Here is a 22995-nt window from a genome sequence, read left to right as displayed (position 1 = left end):
GAGCACGTGTATGATAATTTTCACTGACTATCAAAAATCTGTATATTACCGCCTAATATCTTTTGTTTGAATACTGTGCCCATGACTTCTACATCAATTCGCTCAAATTCTGAGGCGCCATCATCTTGTGCTCGATATTTAAACGCTTATCGACCCAAGAAGTTTGTGGCGCTAAACCTTGCTTTAGGTGATCATGGATCCGTGAACGCCAAGATAAAAAAGCGCTATTGGGAAATTCGTCAAAGCACAAAAAAAGCAATTAATCTACAGCACCACACGCCCAAGGTTGGTTGGTATCAGTTGACGATCACTTACCACACCGATTCGGACTCACAGATTGGTAACACCGTCCTTGTAGAGCTTGGGCCTGATCACGCCCCGATTCCGCTAGGATGTGAAACACCGGGGAAGCTAGAGTTAGTTTTTCATAGTCCAACCCCCCTTCATTATCTGACTCTGGTATGGCCAGCACTCCAAGCACATATCCAGGCGACGATTAATATCAAACGTGTCTCGCAACCGCGAGCGATGATGCACATGCTCAGAACGATTTCGCGACGCGATCGGCAGAATGGTGGCAACTGGCAACAGATTTATCGTATTACAAGAGCAAGACAAAAGCGGGCAGGCTGGTCATTTGCGCGAGAACGTTTGATTCAAACCTATCATCCAATGTTCATTGGCAAAACGCTTTTCCAGGCGCCCTATACGTTTTGGCAACAGCACTTTCAGCCCAGCTTACCTGAGCCCCAAAGCGTAAAAGATATCGCGATCGTCATGTGGATGGATATTGCAGATAGTCTTTCGGTGAACGAAAAGTCAGCAATCACTTTCAGTATTCAAAGCCTTTTAGAGCAAACGCATCAGCAATGGCAGCTTAACTTGCTCACCCAGACACCTCCAGCTTGGCTAACTGATCACCTGGATGCTCTCAATGATGAGCGTATTCAAATCATATCTTCCCATTGCGCGCCCTACTCAACGAAAGCGTGGCATGGCTTTGTGACGCCGGGGGATCAGTGGGCCCCAAACGCATTGACGTTTTTTGCGCAATGCATCGAGCAAAACCCAAATGCCCGTTTAGTTTACAGCGATCATGATCAAATAACGGACAAGCAACAACGCGACGCGCCGGCCTTCAAACCCCAATGGAGCCCTGACCTTCTGAAAAGTTACAACTATATAGGGCGCGCCGTATTATTTAGCGGCAATATAACGACATCAGCTTATATAAACATGCCTCAACATGTGCGTTGTCTCAACGCTGGGATAAGCGCACCTGCTACTGAAAAATCTTGTATTCATATTCCACACATACTTTTCCACCAGCACAGCCCCCATCAAGAAGACATTTCGTTTAACGAGCGACAGCAGGTTCTGCAGGCGCTCAAACAGCTGACTCAACACCATACCCATGGTATTAAGCGCGTCACATTCGATAAAATGCATCAGGTATATCACTGCCATTATCGATTACCGACGCCCTATCCGCGCGTCTCGATTGTCATTCCCACCCGGAATGGATTGGCGATTACACGTCAATGTGTTGAAAGCATTTTACGTCTGACCAGTTATCCTCATTACCAGATTATCATTGTGAATAATCAAAGTGACTGCCCCGACACCTTGGCATGGTTTCAGCGAATTGGTCAGCAAAGTAATATAGAGATATTAGAATACAATCAGCCATTTAACTTCTCAGCGATTAACAACTTTGCCGTCTCACACAGTGACGGCGATCTCGTGTGTTTACTCAACAACGATACGGAAGTGATTCATTCCAACTGGCTTACCGAAATGGTGCGTCAAGCGAGTCGTCCCGAAATTGGCTGTGTGGGCGCTAAGCTGTTGTTTTTTGATGATACCATCCAACACGCAGGGGTTATTTTAGGAATATGGGGGCTCGCAGGCCACGCACACAAACATTACTCTGTGTACAGTCGTGGCTACCAAAGGCGCTTAGCGTGCAGTCAGAACTACTCAGCGGTTACCGCAGCTTGTCTGTTGGTCAAGCGAGCCATTTATGATGCTGTCGGCGGTCTGGATGAAAAGCTCACCGTTGCGTTTAACGACGTTGACTTTTGCCTCAAGGTGCAACAAGCAGGCTACACCAACCTATGGACCCCCCGCGCGACCTTGTACCATTACGAGTCTAAAAGCCGCGGAAAAGAAGATACACCGGCGAAGAAAGCGCGAGAACAACAAGAGATCACACTCATGAAACAACGCTGGCAAACTGTGATTCAAAATGATCCTCACTACAGCCGACATCTTACGCGTCATCGAGAGGATTTTACTTTGCGCCTAGAAGAAGACCACTTTGAGGAAGAAACTGAAACGTAACTGAATCATTTTTTAAAACGCTGCCATATCGAGGTTTTTTGCGGCTGCTCCATGGCCGCAATTTGCGGTTGAGTTAACCACTGGCCCTCCAACACAGTCATTGATTGCCCGTTGACGCGAAAACCAAACGTAAACGGCTTATTGAATACCGGCACCTCAAATTGAAAACCACAGCGCCGAAGAGGATGATTTTCGGCGCTCACGCCAAGTTTTTGCTCCACCACATTTGGGCGTTCAACCGTTAGTTCAAAGCTATGCCGTTGCTCACCGTCATCGACCCACACGGTCGCTCGGTAAATCGGTTCGTAAAGCAGCCAACCATGAAATTTAAGCATGACATCGCTGGCAGTATCATTCACTAAACCAGGCCTTGGCCCATCCAAATGCCACGCTAAGACGCTTGATACATCGATCTTATGTCGCACCACGTGCAACTGTTGACTAGACTTCATAACTCTCTCAACTACTCAAATACGCTACAACTAACCCCTATCAACGGGGCTCAAAGATAAGTGGGGACTAGCACCGTTCACTCTCGATTGACTTGACCCTACCATCTTGCCGAACCAGTTGTTCGCAAATTAACAACCAGTTTTCGACACCTTCACTGTCGGGCAATGCCTGCTTGACCCACTGTTGGCTATCTTGAGCCCGCCGTCGCAGCGCTTGTCTATCCGCGCAAAGTGCTGCTAAGTGCTCAGTGACTGAAGTATAATCTAAATACTCAGCCCAAATAATCGGCGAGCCTGCAGCCCAGTCCACCATGCCCCCCTGTGCATACGCAATCACTACTCGACCCATACTTAGCGCCTCTAACACCGTTCTCCCAAACGACTCATAAAAATGAGAAAGGCTTAATACAACATCTAATGTGGCAAGTGCATCATCTGGATTATCGATATAACCGGCAAAGTGAAGATTACCGGGTACATTACTCGCTTGCATGGTCACAATATCGTCTGTCTGAGGACCATAAAGATAAAAATCGATGGGAAGCTGCTGCAACATCGCCTGTTCGGCTATTCGCAACATATCCCAGATACCTTTCTTAGCAATATTGCTGCTCAACATCCCCACGTGTAAACGCGAACCGTTGGGAATACTCACGATATTCCCCGTTGGGGCACGCCAAGGGTTTTGCCACACGATCGGCTTACGCACGTCTGTCAACCACTGCGCCACCGCCTGTGAGTTAGCGATCCACGTATCCACCAAGGGATCAAAATGGTATAACCAAGCACCTGGTGATGTTCCCAATGCAGCGCATAAACTGGGATCATGCTCGGGTAATTCTCGGACGTGGACTGCCGTATGTATATGCCGTCGTTTGGCTGCCAATAAAGGCACCTCCATCACTAACGTATTGACGTACACGGCCTTAGCGTGCGCGTACTCAAGCCAATCAACCCAAATATTGACTGACTCCTCAAGCACAGAGCGTTCTTGATGCCACCAAGGGGTAGGAATAAAAGTGACGCGATGACAGAACGGGAGAATTTGCTCAACATAATCGTCAGTGGCCGAAGGCAAAACCACTTCAATCCGATAGCCTTGGCGTTGCCAATCTTTGTGTGTCGCCACTTGTTGCAGAATTTGGACAAAACTACGCTCAGCACCAAATTGATAGTTCGACACCTGATGCCCCACATATACCACAGCAGGATGCTCAGTTTTACGACCGCTTTTTGACGGAGCCACATCCAACTGTCCTTGAATAGACAGGGGGATAGGCGGCGTGTTTGGATCGTGAGTTAATCGGTGCCAAAGCGGATTGACTGCATTCGCATCTGGATGCAAATACAAATAAGCAGAACTTGAAAAATGCGCACAAGGATCGCGACCTTCTTGCCAACCATGAGTAAGATAATGCGCCACCGCATCGCTATTCGCTGCCGCGACATCCGGATAACGCTGTCGATACCACTCTTCATCCACCCACTGACGTTCACGTATATAACGGACAAAGTTATCCTGCTGTAATACCGATGACCCTTTACATAAACGCGGTGGCACCGCAAAGGGACGCGTCTTCATTTTAGCGGGAAGCGGTAACTGGGATTGCATAGTGTGATGCCACGCTAAGGCACTTTGATGATACTCTTTTCGCACCCCATAGAACTGGGTACGCAAGTGAGTTGCGCTTTGTTGTGTTAAGCTCTCGGACAGTACCATTCCCAGAGAGAGCGGCACGCCTGGCATCACTTCCACAATGGCATCAGAGCCATAGATATGCTGCAAGCGATAGTAGTACTCAGTATCCGCATTAACTGCAACATTGTCCCAAAAACCAAGCGCATTAAGCACCTCACGTTTTATTAACAACGACGAGACATTTCGGTACACCCAGCCTTGCTCCATCCGCCAGCGTTGAAACTGCAACTTCTCGTCACAACGAATCCAATGCGATACCGATGCAACAGCGTGACGATTTGATAACAACGCTTGCATTTGGCGCTCAATCTTTTGAGGGTGGGACCAATCATCGGCATCATGTACGGTGAGCCAATCGCCTTTCGCGCACTGCATGCCAAGATTACGCGCTGCATACGCACCCTGATTTTCAGACTGTTGCACCAAGCGAATTCTTGAATCGCGGGCCTGCCATTGCTTCACCACATCGACGCTATTGTCATGTGACGCATCATCAACGACTACTAGCTCTAGAAAAGGCCATGTCTGTGCACATAAGCTTGCTAATGCGCGACCAATAGTCTGTGCCGCGTTATAACAAGGAATCACGACAGATACTCGATAACGCCAAGGCAACAATCGCCGCCAACCGAGTGTTACCCGCGAAGGTTGCGTTATCATCGCCGGACGCGGTACGTCAGACAACGAGGATGCCGATAAGCCGCTAGGTGCAGGCGCACTCGACAACCCTGCATTTACCCAACATCGTTGTAAGGCTTCCCAACTCTGGTTAGCACCTTGAGCCATTCCGAGCGCGAGTTGACGCTCCAATCCGTCCGGCCACGCCATATCAGATAGCAATGCCAATAGCTGATTTTCCTGTTTTCGGTGATACAGTGCAGAAAAACACAGCAGCCAAGGCGCTTGCTCAGGCACCAACAAGCGCGCTGTCACATCGCACAGTATGGGTTTTATATAATCAGCAACTAACGCGTACTCGCCCTCACTGGCATAAAAACGCGCTAAAACAAATCCCGCCAAGCTCCGATGAATATCCGCGTGATCAACTTCCGGCTGAGTAAACAAGGATGTTAACGTCGCTAATGCCTGCTCACGCTGTAAAGGTTGATGCCAAAGCACCGCCTCCCATTCAAACGCGGGTAACGCACAAGGCATACGATTCTCGTTCCTGCCATGGTGCGAAAAGTGCCACCAAGGATCGACCCCCGCGTCAGCAACATCCGGGTACTGGCGTAAATACCACTCGGCATCAAATAGGGCTTTTAATTGTTCCGCGACCACATGATATCCTTAAAAAAATCGGTCTGAATGGCTGCCCGCTACTTTAGCATACCCCTCTCAACACGGGCATATCACAGCACACGCATGCCATCATTTAACATTGCGCAAAAAAAGAACCATGCCACCCAGCATGGTTCTTCACGCTTTATCATTCTGCGCTGTCGCGCAATCAGTGTGAAATCATAAAATCATCAAAGTAGGCACACTCGGTGGTGAAGTTACCCGCCTCATCTTTGGGTGCCCAGGTTTCATCACTCCCGCCATGGAAGGTACTAAATAGCAAATGCTGGATATAACTGTCTGTTCCATCGCTGGCGCGTAATCGTAAATTATCAACCACCATACGTTGCTCGTCATCAATCCAAACTTCTACCACACCATTAGATGCTGAAGCGGGTTGGTTCACCTGTACCACTAACTGCAAGTGGTAATACTGACCGGGGGTAAAGGTAAAGTTGGGGACTCGCCAAGAGTCGCCATAGGTCCCTGGAATATCTTGATGATAGATATAGGTGGATAAGGTGCCGGTAGCACCAAAGCTCAGACGCACACTCCAACCTTCATCAGTCATTTCTCGTCCGCCAGTAATGGCACGTAATGGTCCTAAACCGTGGAGTTTTCCACCTCGTACAAACTGAAAATCTTCACAAAACTCGACATTAAAACTCAATGTATAACGAGAAGCGGGCGGCAGGTCTTGTTTATCTAACACACGACGACTCCCACGCTCATATCCTTCATAGTGCACTTGAATGCCGGTTGAATTATTCGCGCCCCGTGTGTCAGTACGTTCAACCAACTCTTTATCAAACAAGTCCATGGCAAATTCAGACAAACTGCCATCAAACGTTTCTTTAAAAACGGGCACACCAAAACGCTGATAACACTCAGCCAACGACTCAGCGGCCACTAGATCAAATTCAGGGCCACACCGTAGCGCCGTCACCTCATCATCACTCAAGCGGCTTTCAACCCACAAACCACTGTCGAAGCGTTTAAGCTCTAATTGCTCACTATCACTGACAATATCGCGTCTTGAGCGCGTCCAAGTATCGGCACCGTACCCCTCAGGGAAAGACAAAGCAGGCTCAATAAAGTCTAATCGCGACAAATCCACCACGATGGGAGCATCGCTACCATGCATCCGCTGCCAAACTTCATCAACAATCACATTCTCACCTGGCGAAAATGTATGCTCACTCGCATACGAGCGATTCGATGACACATCGGCTTCTACATCAACCTCAAGCGTCGCTAACGTACTGGCATCACTGGTTGGCAACGGACAACGCCCTTGTGCCTCATCAAAATCCGTCGTCGCTCTGCCTTTGATGCGGTAGTGGCTCGCTTGCCAGTTTGCACCGTATTCAACCGACACCGTGCACGTCGAACCGCCATTCGCTTGGATAGCTACACGCCGCCGCACCTCACCAACGAGTTCTACACCCCGCTGATAGATAGATACGGACTTGGTAATCGCATCAAACGTGCCAGACACCTCTGATACCCGATGCATCTGTTTATTTTCCGCAACACCAAAGTCATGACGTAACCATTTTCCACCGATTTGGCCATCACCCTGTGTAACGGTGGGCAAATATAAACGCGTAACCTCTGATAATTCAGGATATTGCTGTTCAAGTTGCGCTTTTTCGGCATACGCTTGCTGAAGCCCAATAGCAAATTGCTGAGCAATATTGTGCGTACGACTATCCCCTCTCTCGATAAAGTCGTTATAAAGCTGTTCGGTCGAGAGACTGTAAGTGTCGCGAATGTCTGACTCCGCCTCGTCGAGCAAGCTCACCAATTGCTCGCGAGTATCAGAGTCCGTGCGCATTGAGTCACAATCGAGTTCAGTGCCTTGAGTACGTTGCCACGCTGCAATGGCTTGCTGCCATATCAAGGTGGTGAAAGGCGACACGACCAGGTCGTTTGCTTGCTGCTCACCAAGGCGTTGCTCGCGGATCACTTGGGGCGTTGCAACAAGCTGATAAGCACGTGTAACTTCGCCATAGTCTGAGTCGAAGGCACCGACAGGGACATTCACCACAACAGGCACAAACTGCCAACATGCTTCCAGCGCGGCTTGATCAACCGAAAAACGCCCCTGCGCTTCCGTCAAGACACTGGGTTCGCTATCGTCGAGAGTATGATTAAAGTTGTAGTCGAGGAAAACGGTCGCACCTTCAAGGTATCCATCGATCGCCATACCCACAATCGCAGACGTTACCGGGTTTGAGGAGCCCGGTCCGGAGGGGGTGTCCTCTGAGGAGGAATCGCTCGAGCCATTACAGGCGAGTAAAAAAAAACTAAAGCTACACACTTGCAATAACCGAAAGAATTCTTTCATAACTGCTGCCTCTTTCAGTGTACTTATAAAAGTATTAGTACACAGAAATGAAGGCAGCAATTATTATTGATATTTTTATTTATTAAAAAAGAACGCGGCGGCTACAGGTAATTATCCTTATTTATCAATCAAAAAACCAAACTATCCAAAATATCTGACATATGTGTATTGGTATTTTTATCACAAAATAAAAATATCATAAGTGTTTGTTTTAAAATACATATCTAACTTTTCATCCAGAGAATAGATCCATAAGCCATTGATTATTGATTTCTTTATCACCAAAAAATATCTCATTGACCTCAGATAATATTGGTCGCTGATCTATCGGATTATCGAGTGCCACTTCACCACTAATCCATACAGAATGAACAGCAACTTGTTCATTTCCCACCACAAAACGGCATTGGTCAAAGACTAATACTTTGGTCAAAGGCTAATACTTTAGTATGAGTAAACAAGCAAAAAGCAAGGGTTCTAACGGAGAACAAACCTCGGAAAAACGGCGTTTAATCGGACCCTCGACTGCATTGATAGAGACGACTAAGGTTTAGGCGCCGGCTCAGAAAAAAACGCCAAGCGATGCTTGGCGCGTACCATCAAGTACTGATTTTAAACAACGACTTAACTCTGCGTCAGACAACGTTTTAGCCAACGCTTCGCGCGCTGTTGGTAACTATCTGACATTGCTTGTTCTCCACGTGACACTGTTAATTGAATCGTGGCAATAGGCACACAGTGACTATCTGCCTGCAACGACAACAGCACGGGCTCATCACTCTTTTCGTCTAACTGGTATCTCACACTAAAACCACACGGCGATTGCTGCCAATAAGGCGACGGATAGTTTTGATCCGGAAACAAGGTCGCCAACACATCCTTTCGCTCACGGGAAAAGTTAAACGCTTCACGCTTGGTGCCCTGACTCACCACTAACTGCAATTCACGATCCGTTTCATCAAGCCAGCCGGCCCATCCAGAAAACCGAACTGTGTTATCTTCAACAATCAGCTGATTATTCACGGGCGAGTCTAAGTGAAAACACAAGCGATCACGCCACTTTTCTGGGAGCTGGCGAGTGACACGCACACATTTAGCTTGCTCACTCAGTGAGGTTTTTGCTAAGTACTTTGCATACGCAGCAGCTCGTTCTGGCGTCCGTGATGGCACGCCTAATGTGTGAGCCTGTGGCCATTGTAGTTCTACCGGAAAATAGCCACTGTCAAAAAACGCCTGAGCAATATCGGCACGAGATGACTCTGGGACAAAGGAGTCCAATGCAAAGTCGGCAAAACCAGCCTGCTCTTTCCATATGGAGACAAGCTCTTGGTGCAGGCCTTGCTCAAATATTTTCTTCGTCACTTTATCAATCGTTGCCGAGGTGTAAAGCTCGTCAACAATCGCTTGTATCTCGGGGCTGCACGCGATTTTTTGCTGTTTAATTCGGTAGTAGCATTGATCGCCCGACAGGGTGACCATGTCGGTTTGCTCAAATAAACGCCGTGCGATAGTGCTTTTACCTGTACCGGGTTTATCCATCAGCAAATACGCATAAGGGCGACATTTTCGTACATGCACCACGTAACGCTGTAATGGATCGCCAGCTTGTTTAACGCTGTGGCCGACTACTTTCCACGCATAGTCTTTGAGCATACTGCCAAGCTTAATCCGTGTAGGAAATAAGCGCTCATCAATTGCACGTTTTACCGGCAAAAATGCATCTTTACTCCCGGGCGCAATGCTAATTTCAAGCACGAGCACGCCCTGGGGATCAAGCTGTTGCATAATTTGATGAATCAATGCCTCTTGATCATCCGCATAATGCAATGCAGATAACAAGGTGATGACATCAAAAGGCCCTTCTGGCAAGGTTTGCCACGATTGACACAGAAATTGACCCTCGGGAAACCGCAATGCAGCTCGTCCAATCGCTTCTTGTGATTGGTCTATCCCTGTAACACGGTTCGCGCCTTCAAACAGCGCGTAACCACAAAAAAAACCTTCATTACACCCGACATCTAAAAATCGCTTTTGGTGTAAATCAGGTAATCGAAGCGCGGCTAGTTTGTCTAATGATTTAGACCCTCCCTTAACACCGGGAAAGGTTTGATACTGCATAGAATTAACACTATGTTGGGGCAACATCCGTTGCACGTTAATGGAACTCTGCAAAAACGCAGTTCGGTCGCGGCACGCATGAGGCAAGACGCCGAAGCGGCTAGGCCCCATGCTCGTTGATTACTCGGCTTCTGCTTCCGGTTCGCCTTGTGCGACCTTAACGGTAGGTTGTTGCGAAATCGGGGTATTATGATCTTTTTTATACACCTGCTCAAAGCAGTAGTTAGTTGCATCAATGTAACCTTCCACGCTACCGCAGTCAAAACGCTCACCTTTAAATTTGTAAGCAAGCACACAACCTGCTTGGGCTTGTTTTAGAAGCGCATCGGTGATTTGAATTTCGCCACCTTTGCCCGGTTCGGTTTGCTTAATCAACTCAAAAATATCTGGCGTTAATATGTAGCGGCCAATAATTGCTAGGTTACTTGGCGCCGTTCCCGGCTCTGGCTTTTCAACCATATCGTCGACACGGAACAAGTCATCTTTAATGGCCTGGCCGGAAATCACACCATATTTATGAGCTTGATCTTCCGGCACTTCTTGCACGGCTACAATGGTACAACGGAACTGATTGTACAAAGCAACCATTTGTGCCAACACGCCTTTTTGCTCATTCACACATAAATCATCCGCCAGCAAAACCGCAAACGGCTCGTCCCCCACTAACGGGCGACCGGTTAAAATAGCATGACCAAGGCCTTTCATTTCACGCTGACGAATATAAGTGAAGTTTGCCGAGTCAATTAATTCACGGATATCATCCAATAGAACTTCTTTGCTCGTGCCTTGAATTTGATGTTCCAACTCATAATTTTTATCAAAGTGATCCATCAACGCCTGTTTGCCACGGCCAGTAACCACACACATGTCACTCATTCCCGCTTGAATCGCTTCATCGACGCCATATTCAATGAGGGGTTTATTGACGACAGGCATCATTTCTTTAGGCATGGATTTCGTCGCCGGTAAAAAACGGGTTCCATAACCGGCGGCAGGAAATAAACATTTCTTAATCATAGTCATTACTTACAGTTAAAAATGAATGGAGGTTTATAAAGCCTCCACGGCTTCCGCAATATGCTTTGCCCACTGAGTGGCTTGCTGATCAGTTTTCGCCTCAACCATCACTCGAATCAATGGCTCAGTGCCTGATTTGCGCAAAAGAACACGGCCTTTAGGTTGATCTGTATGAGTTGCTAAGGCATTTTCCGCATCTGCCACACACTGCTGAACCTGAGCGCTATCTAGCGGTTGTGAGTTAGGCGCATAGCGAATATTTAATAATGTTTGAGGTAGCATCGGCATTTCGGCGGCAAGTGCATCCAGTGGCTGATTTAAAGCCTGTAATGCCGTTAGCACCTGTAAAGCGGCAATAATTGCATCCCCCGTCGTGACTTTATCTCGACAAATGATATGGCCTGAGCTTTCACCGCCTAACATCCAATCTCGGGCGACTAGGTCAGCCATGACAAAGCGATCGCCGACTTTGCTACGCACAAAAGGCACGCCCAACTCAGCCATCGCTAATTCGAGTGCCATGTTCGACATTTGCGTGCCAACCACTCCCCCTTTTAGCGTGCCTTGTGTAAGCTGTTGTTTAGCAATAATAAACAAGATTTGGTCGCCGTCGACCGCAGCGCCATATTGGTCGACCAACATCAAACGGTCGCCATCGCCATCAAGGGCGATACCTAGATCAGCGCTATGTTCAAGTACGGTTTCTTGAAGCAGTGCTAAATCCGTTGCACCACATTTTAAGTTGATATTGACGCCGTTTGGTTGACAACCAACTGCGATAACCTCCGCACCCAGCTCCCGTAACACATTTGGCGCGATGTGATACGCCGCGCCGCGGGCACAATCGACAACAATCTTCATGCCTTCTAGGGTTAACTGTGTCGGGAACATGCCTTTGCAAAATTCAATATATCGCCCTGCTGAATCATGCATACGTGACGCTTTGCCCAGCTGATCTGATACAACACATTCAATGGGCTTCGCCAGCTCAGCTTCTATGGCAAGCTCCACATCATCAGGCAGTTTTTCGCCCTCTGAGGAGAAAAACTTGATGCCATTATCAGAAAACGGATTATGAGACGCACTGATCACGCCGCCCGCTTCTGCTCGGAAGGTTTTCGTCAAATACGCCACCGCAGGCGTTGGCAATGGCCCAGTAATCACAGAGTTGATACCTGTAGCGAAAAGGCCGCTTCTAATGCAGATTCAAGCATATAACCCGAAATCCGTGTATCTTTACCGATGATGACTTTTTTCGTCCTCATGCGGGCTAGTACCCGCCCTGCGGCCCAACCTAGCTTTAATGCAAAGTCTGGTGTGATCGGCGACGTGCCAACTTTACCGCGAATACCATCCGTACCAAAATATTGTCTAGCCATGTTTTACTTGTTTCCTATACCAACTGTTAACGACGCGCGGATTTAGCCACATGCGCCACCATAGGTTTACCGCCTACGGGGTGCAGTACTTTTGGCAAGCTCGAGACCATGCGGCTACCTTTTCCCGCAGCTAATATTACCGCACTGACGTTCATAGGTTTTTCCTTACTATTGTTTTTTAAGTTGCGAAGCAGAGACCGAAATAGATTCAGTAAAAAAGCTTATCTTCTCAATGGAGTTTTTTAAATAACATTGAACCCGGTAATCACCGGGCTCTGACGGAGAAAAGTAGGTGTGAGGCTGCGATGTGTAAAATTGCTTTTCAAGCACTCCCCCACCTTTTTTATGCAAATACCAAGCAAATTGTGTACTCTCTGGAAAGTCACCTTCTAGCGATACAGCTAATCGCTTATCCTTTGTATATAAGAAATTGACATTCGCACATTGCAACGCTAAAAACGCTTGCTCCGCTACAGGCGTGAGTGGTGTCATTTTCCGCGCTTGAACCACGGTTTGATATATTTGCTTCATCGTTTGGTGCGCTTGTTTCGCAGACAAAAAAGAACGAACGAGCTGGCGCCCGAACCGCCCTAACTGACGTCGGTATTTCGCCGATTGCATCAATCTATCAATATCAGCTTCTATGCGGCCAGATTGATAGCCTTGTTCACGCTGACCAACCCCACCAAAGTTGCTATATAACGCTGCTTGCCATCGTTGCTCGTCTACCAATCCAATATAGCCTTTGCTGCCGAGGGCAATAGCGGGTATGGCGCAACTTAGTGCCTCAATCGCGCAGCGCCCGGGCGCAATCACCGCATGGCTGGCGCAGTAGGCTTTTTGCAAGTCTTTGCCCTGCAGCCAACCGCTGAACTCAACCGTATTTTCGCCTTGTAGCTCTGCCAATTGTGCTAAAAATGTCTCGGCTTCTGTACCTTGGCCGACAATCTGCCAATGTATTTTCCCCGGATAATTTTGGGCTGCATAGTCAACCGCTTTTAGAAACAGATCAAGAATAAATTGTTTATCCCTATCTAGGCGGCTCACCAGAGCAATGACTACCTTACCTTTATGAGCGTTAGACGACTGCGTCGCGATGTATTTAAACTGTGTAACATCAGGCACATTGGGTACAACAAAGAACTTCTCTGCCGGTAAATCACTTCGCTCAGTGAATAAGTACTGTTTAATCCCCTCCGATACACATACCACAGCGTCTAACTGGGCTATTGTGTTCGGTAGCTGATCTAAATATTGGCCATGTATGGTCTCAATAACAGGCACGGCTAAACACTGGCCTACCACGACAGCAAGCTGACGAGATGAAAAAGGATGGGCATGAACAATATCAAACGGCGCTTGTTGATGCGCCGCTTTAATCTGCTCAAACACACGCCTAAAGTCCGTTATCGCGAAGTCAGTACTAAACACGCCAACACCCATCTCGGCCATTTGATCGGCAAAGGGGCCCGATTTACAGATCAAACTAACACTATGACCTTCCGTTAATAAGCGCTGTGCAGTGAAGCGCACATTTTCATGAAGACCACCTTGGGGAGCATTAAAAAACACAGAGATCAAAAAATTCATTTGTCTACTGTTCCTTGTGCGATACCTGAATTCAGATAATAAGTGCAACACTCATGGTTAAACTGGCGAGAGGAAGTCAACTGCTGATAGTGGTACGCTTCTCATCGCCAAAATCAAAACGTGATTACCATGAGTTACCAGCAGTTGACCGAAGGACAACGATACCAGATTTCTGTCCTTTTGGCCCGTGGCTGTTCACAAACAGTCATTGCCGAAACCCTTTGTAAGTCAAAATCAACAATATCGAGAGAGCTAAGTAGGAACCGATTGCCAGACGGCCGTTACGAGCCCGCTCAAGCTTAGCAGCTAGCGACAAGTCGATGTATATATGCCGCCAAAATGCGCACCCCTTCGATGACAATCGACTTTGTTAAACTCTGCCTGAACGTTGATTGGAGCTCAGAGCAGATTAGTTATATGAGCACGCGGTTGGGCATGCCTGTCAGCCATGAATGGATTTACCAATATGTGGCAACGGATAAAGCGTCTGGCGGCAAACTGTATAAGTCATTGCGCCAAGGGCACAAACGCTATCGCAAGGGCAAAACAAGCAAGCGCTATGTGTTACCAGACCCCGTCTCTATCGATGAGCGGCCAGCCATTGTTGATACTCGTGAGCGTTTTGGTGACTGGGAAATCGATACTGTTTTGGGCAAACACGGCACAGGCGCGCTTATCACTATTGCGGAACGAACCAGGCGCTTTTACTTGGTAAAACAGGTGAGCAGCAAAAGCGCTGATGCTGTCCGTGATGCTACCTACCATTGAGCTACTTCGACCGTACGCCGCGCATGTGCACTCAATCACAGCAGATAATGGTTCAGAATTTGTCGGACACAAGGCAATAGCCGAGGCATTAGAGACAGACATTTACTTTACTCACCCTTATTCATCCTGGGAGCGAGGTTTAAACGAAAACAGTAACGGGCTGCTCAGGCAGTATATTTCCAAGGGCACTGACCTGCGTGAAATCACTGAAGAAGAGGTGATGCAAGCAGTGGCCCGTTTGAATGCTCGACCAAGAAAATGTCTTGGTTTTAGGCAGCCTAGCGTTATCTTTAACAAGTTATGTCAGGCTGCAGATGAGAGTGTTGCACTTCGCGGTTGAATCCGCGCCATACATAGTATATACACAAAAGACAGTAGTACTATTATAAAGCTATATTAGCCGTTCGAACTCTCAAAACAATACTCTCCAAGAACCCACCATTTTTAAAATGAAAAGATAATTCAAAAACCACCAATCAAAACCATCTGGAAGAATTAAGAAACTTATATTTAAGGCATGCGAAACTTTTTCTTTATAAAATACCACTCTTTAAAGCGTTTTATCTTTTCATCGTCACCTTTACACCAATAGAAACCAGAATATTTTTCAAAATTATCAATATTCACCTCAGAGATGAGCTTCGATGGTGCTCCAGCAACTACCGAAAATGGTTCTACATTAGTCAAAACAACAGAATTAGCACCGATAATTGCACCATCCCCAATTTTAACTCCTCCAATAACTTTGGCCCCTGTAGACAAATATACGTCATTACCAATAACAGGAACACCATTTCTATCCCCACCTACAGTTACCGACGATCCAAAATTACAACGCTGCCCTATTTTTGCGTCAGCATGAATAATGACTCCTATCCCTCCGTAAGCAAAAACAGGATTTTTACCAATCTCAGCTGTATAAGGCACCTCTGAATTATGCAGCAAGTAGTTTAATCTTTTTAGTTTATTCGCGGTAACAAGATCATCATTCAAATAACTTTCCCGAGATTTTTCATAAACTAAATAGGCTTTGGGGACAAAGTCATCCAAGAGATCACCAAATACATCTAGCCACTTTTCGAGCATATCTTACTCCTACAAAAAGCCATGCTATCAAAGAAATACATCAAGAACCCAAACTTACCAAAAATTATCCTAAAGAAATTGATGTATTAAGGGCCAATTTTTTGCTTACTCCAGAAACCACTACAACAGTTGTTTCTATCAACTTCATAAAACGATCGGAATAATTGATGCTTTCCAGGTCAACTTTCATCCCCTCCCCACCTGAGTCACAGTGCACTACAATAGTCTTTCCCGAGTGCGTTAAAACAACATCTAAATTATTTTCACCAAGACTAACCTCAACATCAGGGTGTAAGACAAGCTGAAAACGCCATTCCTGATCCAATGTTGAATTAAAACTGTCGTAAATATAAATCACATTATCTTTAAAAAACAATGACCTATGAACATCACATTCTTTGGAAAGAAAGTGAGATGCTGAGCACTTAACCCCTAATGGTCCTAAATTTTCACATGATGAAAAGCCAGACATATCCCGAGGGCTGTCAAAGTTCTTAAAAAGAACTTGCTCTTGCGACTTTACATATAAGCCACTGTGAGATCTACTTGATATAATATTCCGCCTTAATTTATCTGTAGTGTCATAGTTATAAAGACCTGAATCAACAACAAAGTCACTTCCAGCATACCAAAGAGTTATACTCAAGTCATCAACATGTCGGTGTGAAAACTTTCTTCCACCAGCACGAAATGTAAAATGAATGTTATCATCAGAGAGTAAAAATAAACCTGCTTCAGGATAATACCCAACTCCCCTTGAAAGCTCTGGCTCTACATTCGGGAAAAAAGTGCCAGGCTTGGACTCACTATCCCCAATTAATGGGATTGTACCATCTGGACGAAGAAAGAGAGCACCAACAGCCTTGGCTTTTTCAAGAGTCTCTTCCCACCCATCTAAATCAAATTCTTTTGCATATTCCTTTAAGAACGAAAAAATTGATAGGAATAGCGAATAATTGACGAAGTGATAGGTGGGGCTATTTTCAGTACAGCAACCTTGAGTGTCGAATGTATCATTGAGCATCATGCCAAGTCGCCTGAGCGCGACCTCCAAGTAAGCATCCGACAGCTTTGGGTCAATGTAGCGTATCAGAACGGAGTATTGAGCCAAGGATAAATCCATCATCACGCCATGATTGTTTTTGACATAATGCTCATCATGGGACAACCACTGAGCGTGCCTTTCAGCGTGATACAAAAGGTCGAGCTGCGATAATGGTGCTTCTTCAACATCAATAAGGAGGTGAATGAATGCACAAAGAACAAATAGCCGGTTAGATACCGCATGTTCGTCTCTCCATGCAATATCGAATAAGCCTTGGCCAGAGTCATACTGACTAAGGTACGCTTTAATTAGCTCAACTGACTTTTTGAAATATTCATGCTCACTCTTACCTTCCGACTCAGCAAGGCATGCGTGTGGGGTCACAAGAGAGTTGACCCATAGTTTTTTTGAATTTGCGGCGCCACCAAGCTCTGTACTCCAGGCATTAACATCTCCGATATTGACATAGCCAATATTGGGCATAAAAATATCGTTTACTAAAGCGCGTTCGGCAACTTCTCTAGTGTCCATTTTTGGCCAAGGCCAGCGTGACTTTTCAAGCGGCGTTGAGGAAAAAACCTTCATAAAAGCTCCAGAAAAATTTCGTTAAAATCTTTTGCAAATTTTGATATATCGTAATTTTCTTTTAAAAACTGCGCACCTAGACTAGAGGTTTCAGGCAAATCGAGTCGCTGATTTTGAAACTTAACCACTTTTCTCACTAAATCATCTTGACTTTTTACGATGCAGCCTTGAGGCCAAATATACTCAGCACCTGGCCAATGCTTAACTAGAGAAACTCCACCACCAGAAAATCCATCGGCTATAGCAAGGTGAAAGCTTTCTGGACCAGGAAAGTCCAAATCAGGGTCGCTGACCGAAAGAACGTAGCCTACTTTTTGTCGCGCCAACTCTTTCTTTATATCTACATGGCCTACGAAATCTACAGAACCCTGCAGCCCATGTTCTTCTATGTAGGCTTGACAGTCAGTGAAGTAGGCCATTTCAACTGGATTCTTTGCTACCCATGCAAGGTCCTCAGCCCGCTTCCCGAAGACTTTCAAATTAAATCGACTATCGTACTTTTTCAGTTCATTCAGTATTTCTAGCGCTTTTTTGTAGCCCTTGCGTGAAGGAAGAATACCGATAATACCAAGCGTGAAAAGTCGATTAGAGTGCCAGGTAGTATCGTAGTCATCCACACGCACATAGTTGTGCATCAAACGTGCTTTATGGCGAGGAATGTTGGGATATTTTTCTAGAAGTCGTTCAAAGAAGTAGGTTGATACTGCAACAACAGCATCAACTTTATCAACATCCATATTAGCACCGTGGTCACGTGCCAGCTCCATACGGTGCATTCTTAATACCAGACGTTGATGAGGTTTTTTATGTTTCGCATACCACTCCGCATTACCGAGCAGCCACTCACACCAAATATACTCCGCCCATTCTAGGCATTCACGACTTTGCGCTTCATCATGGATCGCATGCCCCTTCCACTCATCAAATCGGATATCGAAATTCTGACTTAGCTCAGGGGTAGCATCTTTAATAAATTTAAGGTCATGGCCAGCAATAAGCAATCTAGGCTTCGCCAGATTCAAGAATGTTGAAAATGAGCCAGATTTCACTGAAGCCAAAATATCGCTTATACGCTTAGAATAGTTGAACTTCTTAAGCACTGGCCAGTGGTGATTTACAAACCTTGAAAACGCACTGAATGTAGCCTCATCGACGTCGCCCCGATTTTTGAAAATTAGGTTTTCGATTGCCACTCTCAAGCCCACGCTCAGACGGGACGCGATATAGTTAATCCCTAACGGTTCAAGCAGCCACTGTGTTGTCGACCATACTTCAAGGTGATCCGTCAGCTCACGCCGCCCATAGCGCTGAGTACTGGCAGGCGTCATCGAAGGAATCTTGAAATAGACATACGTTGGCGAAGCAAGGTACTCGATCACTTCGGCATGTGCTAGAACGTTTGCGAGGAAGACCGTATCCTCACCCATTCGCAGATGCTCGGCCCAACGAATATCATGCGTTCTAAGAAGCTCAGCGTTGATCAAGCTTGTAGGCACGGTGCTCTGCTTCTGGATGATGAGCTCAGCTCTTTGCGTCTTGGACAGTGCCCCGTGCCATGCATCGATTTGATTCATGCGCTTCCGTTGCTTTCCGTCCTCTGCCAAAAGCTCCGAACGGATCACACAGGCCTGCGTCTGCTCAGCTAGCTGAGTCAGTTCGGTTAAAGCATTCGGCAGAATTTCATCGTCGCAGTCCAGGAAATAAATATACTTGCCACTCGCCTTCTCTATGCCTTTGTTACGGGGCCGGGAGGGAGAGCCACTGTTCTTTTCGAGCTGAATAAAGTGCCAGTGCTCGACATCATCACAAGCCTTCTTGATGAGCTCATCCGTACCATCGTTTGAACAGTCGTCAATGAACAGCACTTCATACTTCTTAGGGTCAAAATTCAGCCGCTCTAGCGACGCCATGCAGCGTCCAACTTTATCGATGGCGTTAAAGCAAGGAATAACAAATGAAACTAGCATGATATCACACCCAGTATACGGTAGAAAGTGAATTATTCGTTTGGCGCTGCATCCAATCTATAAACTGGCTTGCACTCCCCATCACAATGGCATTGGCAGTCGCTGGTGCAGTCTTATGCCGTTGACCAGGTTGCTCTGCTAGCGCCACGAGATGTTCTGTCATGTACTGTAAGTGCAGTGCTCCTTTATTTATCTGTCCGGCATCGGCACTTTGACCAGGGCGCAGCGCTACAAAATGAGAGGTTTCCAATGGCCGGTAGCGATCAGGTATTGCATATTTTTCAGCGTGCAGCATCGAGGTGACCGAAACGCCAAAGCGATTAAATTCCTGGTAGAACTTGGCGACGTCGAGAGGGTCCATGCTGATATCGGCCACTAGAAGCAACCGTGAATCTAAGAACTGCATGCCATACTGCTGGTACCATGAAATCGCTGATAGGGCTTCTTGCCTTTCTTTAACGACATAGGTGAAAGTCAGTGTCGTATCGTTTTCTACGAATGGCAGCCCAACCGCTTGCAAGATATTGCGCCAACGCTGCTTGTAAGTATGCTTTTCCAGCACCTCATGCAAGGCCGTGTGGCGTATGCTGTCGACCTCATCCTGAGTAAGAGACTTCAGCCGCTCCGGGTCGCGGTCGGGAAACACAACTAGGTCTCCAAACATTTGGTCGACACCTTTGGAGTAGTTTGACACAACCAGCGTATTGCTCGACATAAGTTCAAACACTCGCCTGGCAAACATGGTCGATGAAGCTGTCACCGTATTAAAGTTTAGTCCATAGACACTCGACTTATAAACCTCAGGCATTTCATGATGCGGCTTGGCAGGAAGTAGGTATGGATTATATTTTTCGGGCCAAATATGCAGAGGGTCAGAATCGCCATGGTAGCGGTTGTAAATATCCAGCTTAAACCCACCATCAACCAACCGATCCAAAATATTTTTCATTTCTTTGCAGCGCTCAGTATGATTTTCATACCAGCTACCCGCAAAGACGACATGGTCTGTCCGCTTGCCATTTTCTATCGGGTTAAACAACCTTGGGTTCGTGCCAAAAGGCAACGCAAAGGCATTTTTCACGCCGTAGTTATTCTTATAGCTTTCAACACACTCTTCAGCAGTCGTGAACACATAGTCAAAGAGCGATGCGGTCTTTACAAAATCATGAACCCTGTCGTTGTGGTGAGTGGGATCTTCCTTGTTCCAGAAAACGGTAGGAATGCCTGCTTTTTTACAGTATTCAAGGATCGACAGCAGCGTCTTCCTGTTTTCATTAGGAAAGTTAACGCTTGCGTAGACTTTCCCACGCCAAGGCCGCTTGACCGGATCAGGGCCAGCCCATGCCGACTCGCAGAAAAACACGTCTGGCTGATGATCCTGGAACACATCCATCCAGTTATCAGGCTCAACCGGCAACGCTTGAAACTCACCTGAAAAGCTGTTGCTTGTAAACTCATCAGCAATAATTGCCACTTTGTAATCAGAAGCATGTTTCGGCTTCTTAACTTTCTGAGGCGCTGCCACATCTTTATCGGCAAACTTTGTGGCTTTCACTTCTAATTGATCGACCCTGATCTTTGTTTTCTCAGTAGCCTGAAACAGGGTTAAGCCAATCTTGGCATAAGCAACGCTCTTAGCTGTATCGATAAATGTCAGCTGTGCCTTCTTTCCTTTGGTGTCCTGAAGGTACACAAAGCTCCCCCCAAACACCTCTGACTTCGGCAACCCGACTTCATCAGGCGAGATTTTCTTATCTTCTTTATCAAATAGCTCTACAAGTAGGACACCCGCCTTGTCACTACCATTTTCGATTTTGACGTTACTAAGAACCCGGATGACATTATCACCATTTAGGTCAAAGCGATGCCAAGTGACCCCTCTCGTCAAAACAATAGGCGTACTTTCTTTAACTGACTTTTTAGGCGGTGCTGGAACAGGTTTAGGTGCAGATACCGGCTTGGGCGGCTGTGCGGGTGCTCGGTTGGCAACGGGCTCACTCTTTCCGCCCTGCAGCCCTTCCTTTACTTTAAGCGCCCTTAGCATTGGCTCAGTATGTGCCGAGAACAAAAGCTCGCTACGGGGCTTGGGAGCCTGCAACTTCAGTGCCTCCTGCAGACTAGCTACCAAGCTTTCGATATTACCTGATTTAAAGCTGATTACACTTTCATACTTAACTGCGTATTCGGCGAGCGGGGCGACATCTGATACAACCAGCCGCTTACCGTAGGCCAAGGCTTCGATCGCTTTCATCGGTGGCACGAGTTGGCTCACAGTGAGCGATTTGCGTGGGATCACTACCGCATCTAATAATGCGTAATAGTCTGGCACCATGTCATGCGGCACGCGGCCCATTTGAATCAGCCAAGACTTCTCATTGTGTGATTTTTCAGCCGTTGTACTCGGCGTTACAGCTTGATCATCCCCGACTAAGAGCAACTTAATGCTTTCGCCTTGGTCGACAAGTTGCTGACACGCGGCAATTAAGGTTTCTAACCCCTCATAAGCACCCATACTGCCGACATAGCCAATGACTTTATCATGCGTTTTAATCCCGAGTGCTGCTTTCAGGGCAGCACTTGGTTCGCGCAGGGTAGGAAGTGTATTAACGCCATTGGGCACAATCGAGAGGTTTTCCGCTGCAACACCGCGAGCAATCAGCTCATCGACCATAGGTTGATTAAGGGTAAAAACCTTGGCGGCTTGCTTAGCAACAAACGTATTTCGTTCACCCTCTTTTTTGCCTAGTTCACTGCTGGCATAACCGGGCTCGCGCGCGTCTTTTGAAAGCTCCCAAAAGCCACGCACCTCATTGTAAAACGGCAAGCCAAGTTGCATGGCGGCTACCCATGCAGGCAAGCCAATGCGGTAGTCGCTAGCTGCCAATACCGATGCAGGGCGATAAATTTGAAAAAGCTCGACAAAACGCTCCACACTGGCCTTAAGATGGGCTTGCTCATTGTCTGGCGCCGCATTGAGCCAAGGGCTATGGAAATAGCGTACACCGTCTACTGTGACTTGGTAATCACAATCAACGCTGTCGTTTAATTCCCAAGGACGGCCTGGGCGGACAAAGCAAAATGTTTCGATTTCATTTTGGTTCAGTGTTTCTGCCACGGTCTGTGTTCGAATGGCGTAGCCATTGCTGGCATAGCTTTGCCCGTGACTTACCATGTAAGCGAGGCGCTGTTTAATCGGATAATAAGGCGTTTTTTTTTGGCTCGCCAGTTCAATGGCGCGCTGAATCAAGTTATCCATTTTTTTCTCTTTTATCACAAAAAAGGCAGACGCTGGTCTGCCTTGATAAAATGGGTTTG

The 22995-nt window shown here is 46.8% G+C and carries 12 protein-coding genes and 3 pseudogenes; 2 read left to right on the top strand and 13 right to left on the bottom strand.

Going from position 1 to position 22995, the window contains the following annotated elements; translation table 11 throughout:
- The first annotated feature begins 201 nt into the window (after nt 1-201).
- Nucleotides 202-2343: a glycosyltransferase family 2 protein gene (locus tag BGL48_RS08055; RefSeq protein ID WP_176719648.1), complete on the top strand. Its 2142-nt coding sequence runs from the start codon at nt 202-204 to the stop codon at nt 2341-2343.
- 5 nt (nt 2344-2348) lie between these two features.
- Here BGL48_RS08055 and BGL48_RS08050 read toward each other — a convergent pair whose 3' ends face one another.
- The 9 genes and pseudogenes from BGL48_RS08050 to BGL48_RS08020 form a co-directional block, all read right to left on the bottom strand.
- A complete protein-coding gene (locus BGL48_RS08050; RefSeq protein ID WP_069362182.1) occupies nt 2349-2795 on the bottom strand; it encodes a hypothetical protein in 447 nt (148 codons plus the stop codon).
- A 67-nt stretch (nt 2796-2862) separates the two neighbouring features.
- Entirely contained in the window at nt 2863-5775 is a 2913-nt protein-coding gene (locus tag BGL48_RS08045; protein WP_069362181.1) for a glycosyltransferase, read from the bottom strand.
- A gap of 169 nt (nt 5776-5944) precedes the next feature.
- The gene (locus BGL48_RS08040; RefSeq protein ID WP_069362180.1) at nt 5945-8125 is read right to left on the bottom strand and encodes a polysaccharide lyase; all 2181 of its coding nucleotides are present in this window, start codon (nt 8123-8125) and stop codon (nt 5945-5947) included.
- A 232-nt stretch (nt 8126-8357) separates the two neighbouring features.
- Nucleotides 8358-8558 (bottom strand): hypothetical protein, encoded by a 201-nt coding sequence (locus tag BGL48_RS16130; protein WP_141698076.1) that lies wholly within the window; start codon nt 8556-8558, stop codon nt 8358-8360.
- 191 nt (nt 8559-8749) lie between these two features.
- On the bottom strand, nt 8750-10243 hold the full coding sequence (locus tag BGL48_RS08035; RefSeq protein ID WP_069362179.1) for a methyltransferase domain-containing protein: 1494 nt from the start codon (nt 10241-10243) through the stop codon (nt 8750-8752).
- A gap of 120 nt (nt 10244-10363) precedes the next feature.
- Nucleotides 10364-11260: a UTP--glucose-1-phosphate uridylyltransferase GalU gene (galU, locus tag BGL48_RS08030; protein ID WP_069362178.1), complete on the bottom strand. Its 897-nt coding sequence runs from the start codon at nt 11258-11260 to the stop codon at nt 10364-10366.
- Nucleotides 11261-11293: 33 nt separating this feature from the next.
- A pseudogene (gene glmM, locus BGL48_RS08025) lies at nt 11294-12639 on the bottom strand (phosphoglucosamine mutase).
- Nucleotides 12640-12671: 32 nt separating this feature from the next.
- A pseudogene (locus BGL48_RS15990) lies at nt 12672-12794 on the bottom strand (NTP transferase domain-containing protein); the annotation flags it as partial.
- Between the two features lie 13 nt (nt 12795-12807).
- Nucleotides 12808-14229: a glycosyltransferase family 4 protein gene (locus BGL48_RS08020; RefSeq protein ID WP_069362177.1), complete on the bottom strand. Its 1422-nt coding sequence runs from the start codon at nt 14227-14229 to the stop codon at nt 12808-12810.
- Between the two features lie 129 nt (nt 14230-14358).
- Between BGL48_RS08020 and BGL48_RS08015 the strand changes: the two are divergent.
- A pseudogene (locus BGL48_RS08015) lies at nt 14359-15337 on the top strand (IS30 family transposase).
- A gap of 170 nt (nt 15338-15507) precedes the next feature.
- On the opposite strand, the gene BGL48_RS08010 reads toward BGL48_RS08015, so the two are convergent.
- From BGL48_RS08010 to BGL48_RS07995, 4 genes are all read right to left on the bottom strand, one after another.
- On the bottom strand, nt 15508-16083 hold the full coding sequence (locus BGL48_RS08010; protein WP_069362176.1) for a serine acetyltransferase: 576 nt from the start codon (nt 16081-16083) through the stop codon (nt 15508-15510).
- Between the two features lie 64 nt (nt 16084-16147).
- Nucleotides 16148-17713, bottom strand: coding sequence for a heparinase II/III domain-containing protein (locus tag BGL48_RS08005; RefSeq protein ID WP_069362175.1), 1566 nt, complete (start codon nt 17711-17713; stop codon nt 16148-16150).
- Nucleotides 17710-19680: a glycosyltransferase gene (locus BGL48_RS08000; protein WP_069362174.1), complete on the bottom strand. Its 1971-nt coding sequence runs from the start codon at nt 19678-19680 to the stop codon at nt 17710-17712. The genes BGL48_RS08005 and BGL48_RS08000 overlap by 4 nt, the downstream gene beginning before the upstream one ends.
- A 4-nt stretch (nt 19681-19684) precedes the next feature.
- A complete protein-coding gene (locus BGL48_RS07995; protein WP_141698075.1) occupies nt 19685-22954 on the bottom strand; it encodes a glycosyltransferase in 3270 nt (1089 codons plus the stop codon).
- Nucleotides 22955-22995 lie beyond the last annotated feature (41 nt).

Source organism: Salinivibrio sp. SS3, assembly GCF_001722105.1.
Classification (GTDB): domain Bacteria; phylum Pseudomonadota; class Gammaproteobacteria; order Enterobacterales; family Vibrionaceae; genus Salinivibrio; species Salinivibrio kushneri.
This window is presented reverse-complemented; position numbering and strand designations above follow the sequence as displayed.

What these genes read in the sequence shown, in the direction of transcription:
- BGL48_RS08050 (WP_069362182.1), bottom strand. Translation starts at nt 2,795, where the DNA reads ATGAAGTCTAGTCAACAGTTGCACGTGGTGCGACATAAGATCGATGTA.
- BGL48_RS08040 (WP_069362180.1), bottom strand. Translation starts at nt 8,125, where the DNA reads ATGAAAGAATTCTTTCGGTTATTGCAAGTGTGTAGCTTTAGTTTTTTT.
- BGL48_RS08035 (WP_069362179.1), bottom strand. Translation starts at nt 10,243, where the DNA reads ATGCAGTATCAAACCTTTCCCGGTGTTAAGGGAGGGTCTAAATCATTA.
- galU (WP_069362178.1), bottom strand. Translation starts at nt 11,260, where the DNA reads ATGATTAAGAAATGTTTATTTCCTGCCGCCGGTTATGGAACCCGTTTT.
- BGL48_RS08020 (WP_069362177.1), bottom strand. Translation starts at nt 14,229, where the DNA reads ATGAATTTTTTGATCTCTGTGTTTTTTAATGCTCCCCAAGGTGGTCTT.
- BGL48_RS08010 (WP_069362176.1), bottom strand. Translation starts at nt 16,083, where the DNA reads ATGCTCGAAAAGTGGCTAGATGTATTTGGTGATCTCTTGGATGACTTT.
- BGL48_RS08005 (WP_069362175.1), bottom strand. Translation starts at nt 17,713, where the DNA reads ATGAAGGTTTTTTCCTCAACGCCGCTTGAAAAGTCACGCTGGCCTTGG.
- BGL48_RS08000 (WP_069362174.1), bottom strand. Translation starts at nt 19,680, where the DNA reads ATGCTAGTTTCATTTGTTATTCCTTGCTTTAACGCCATCGATAAAGTT.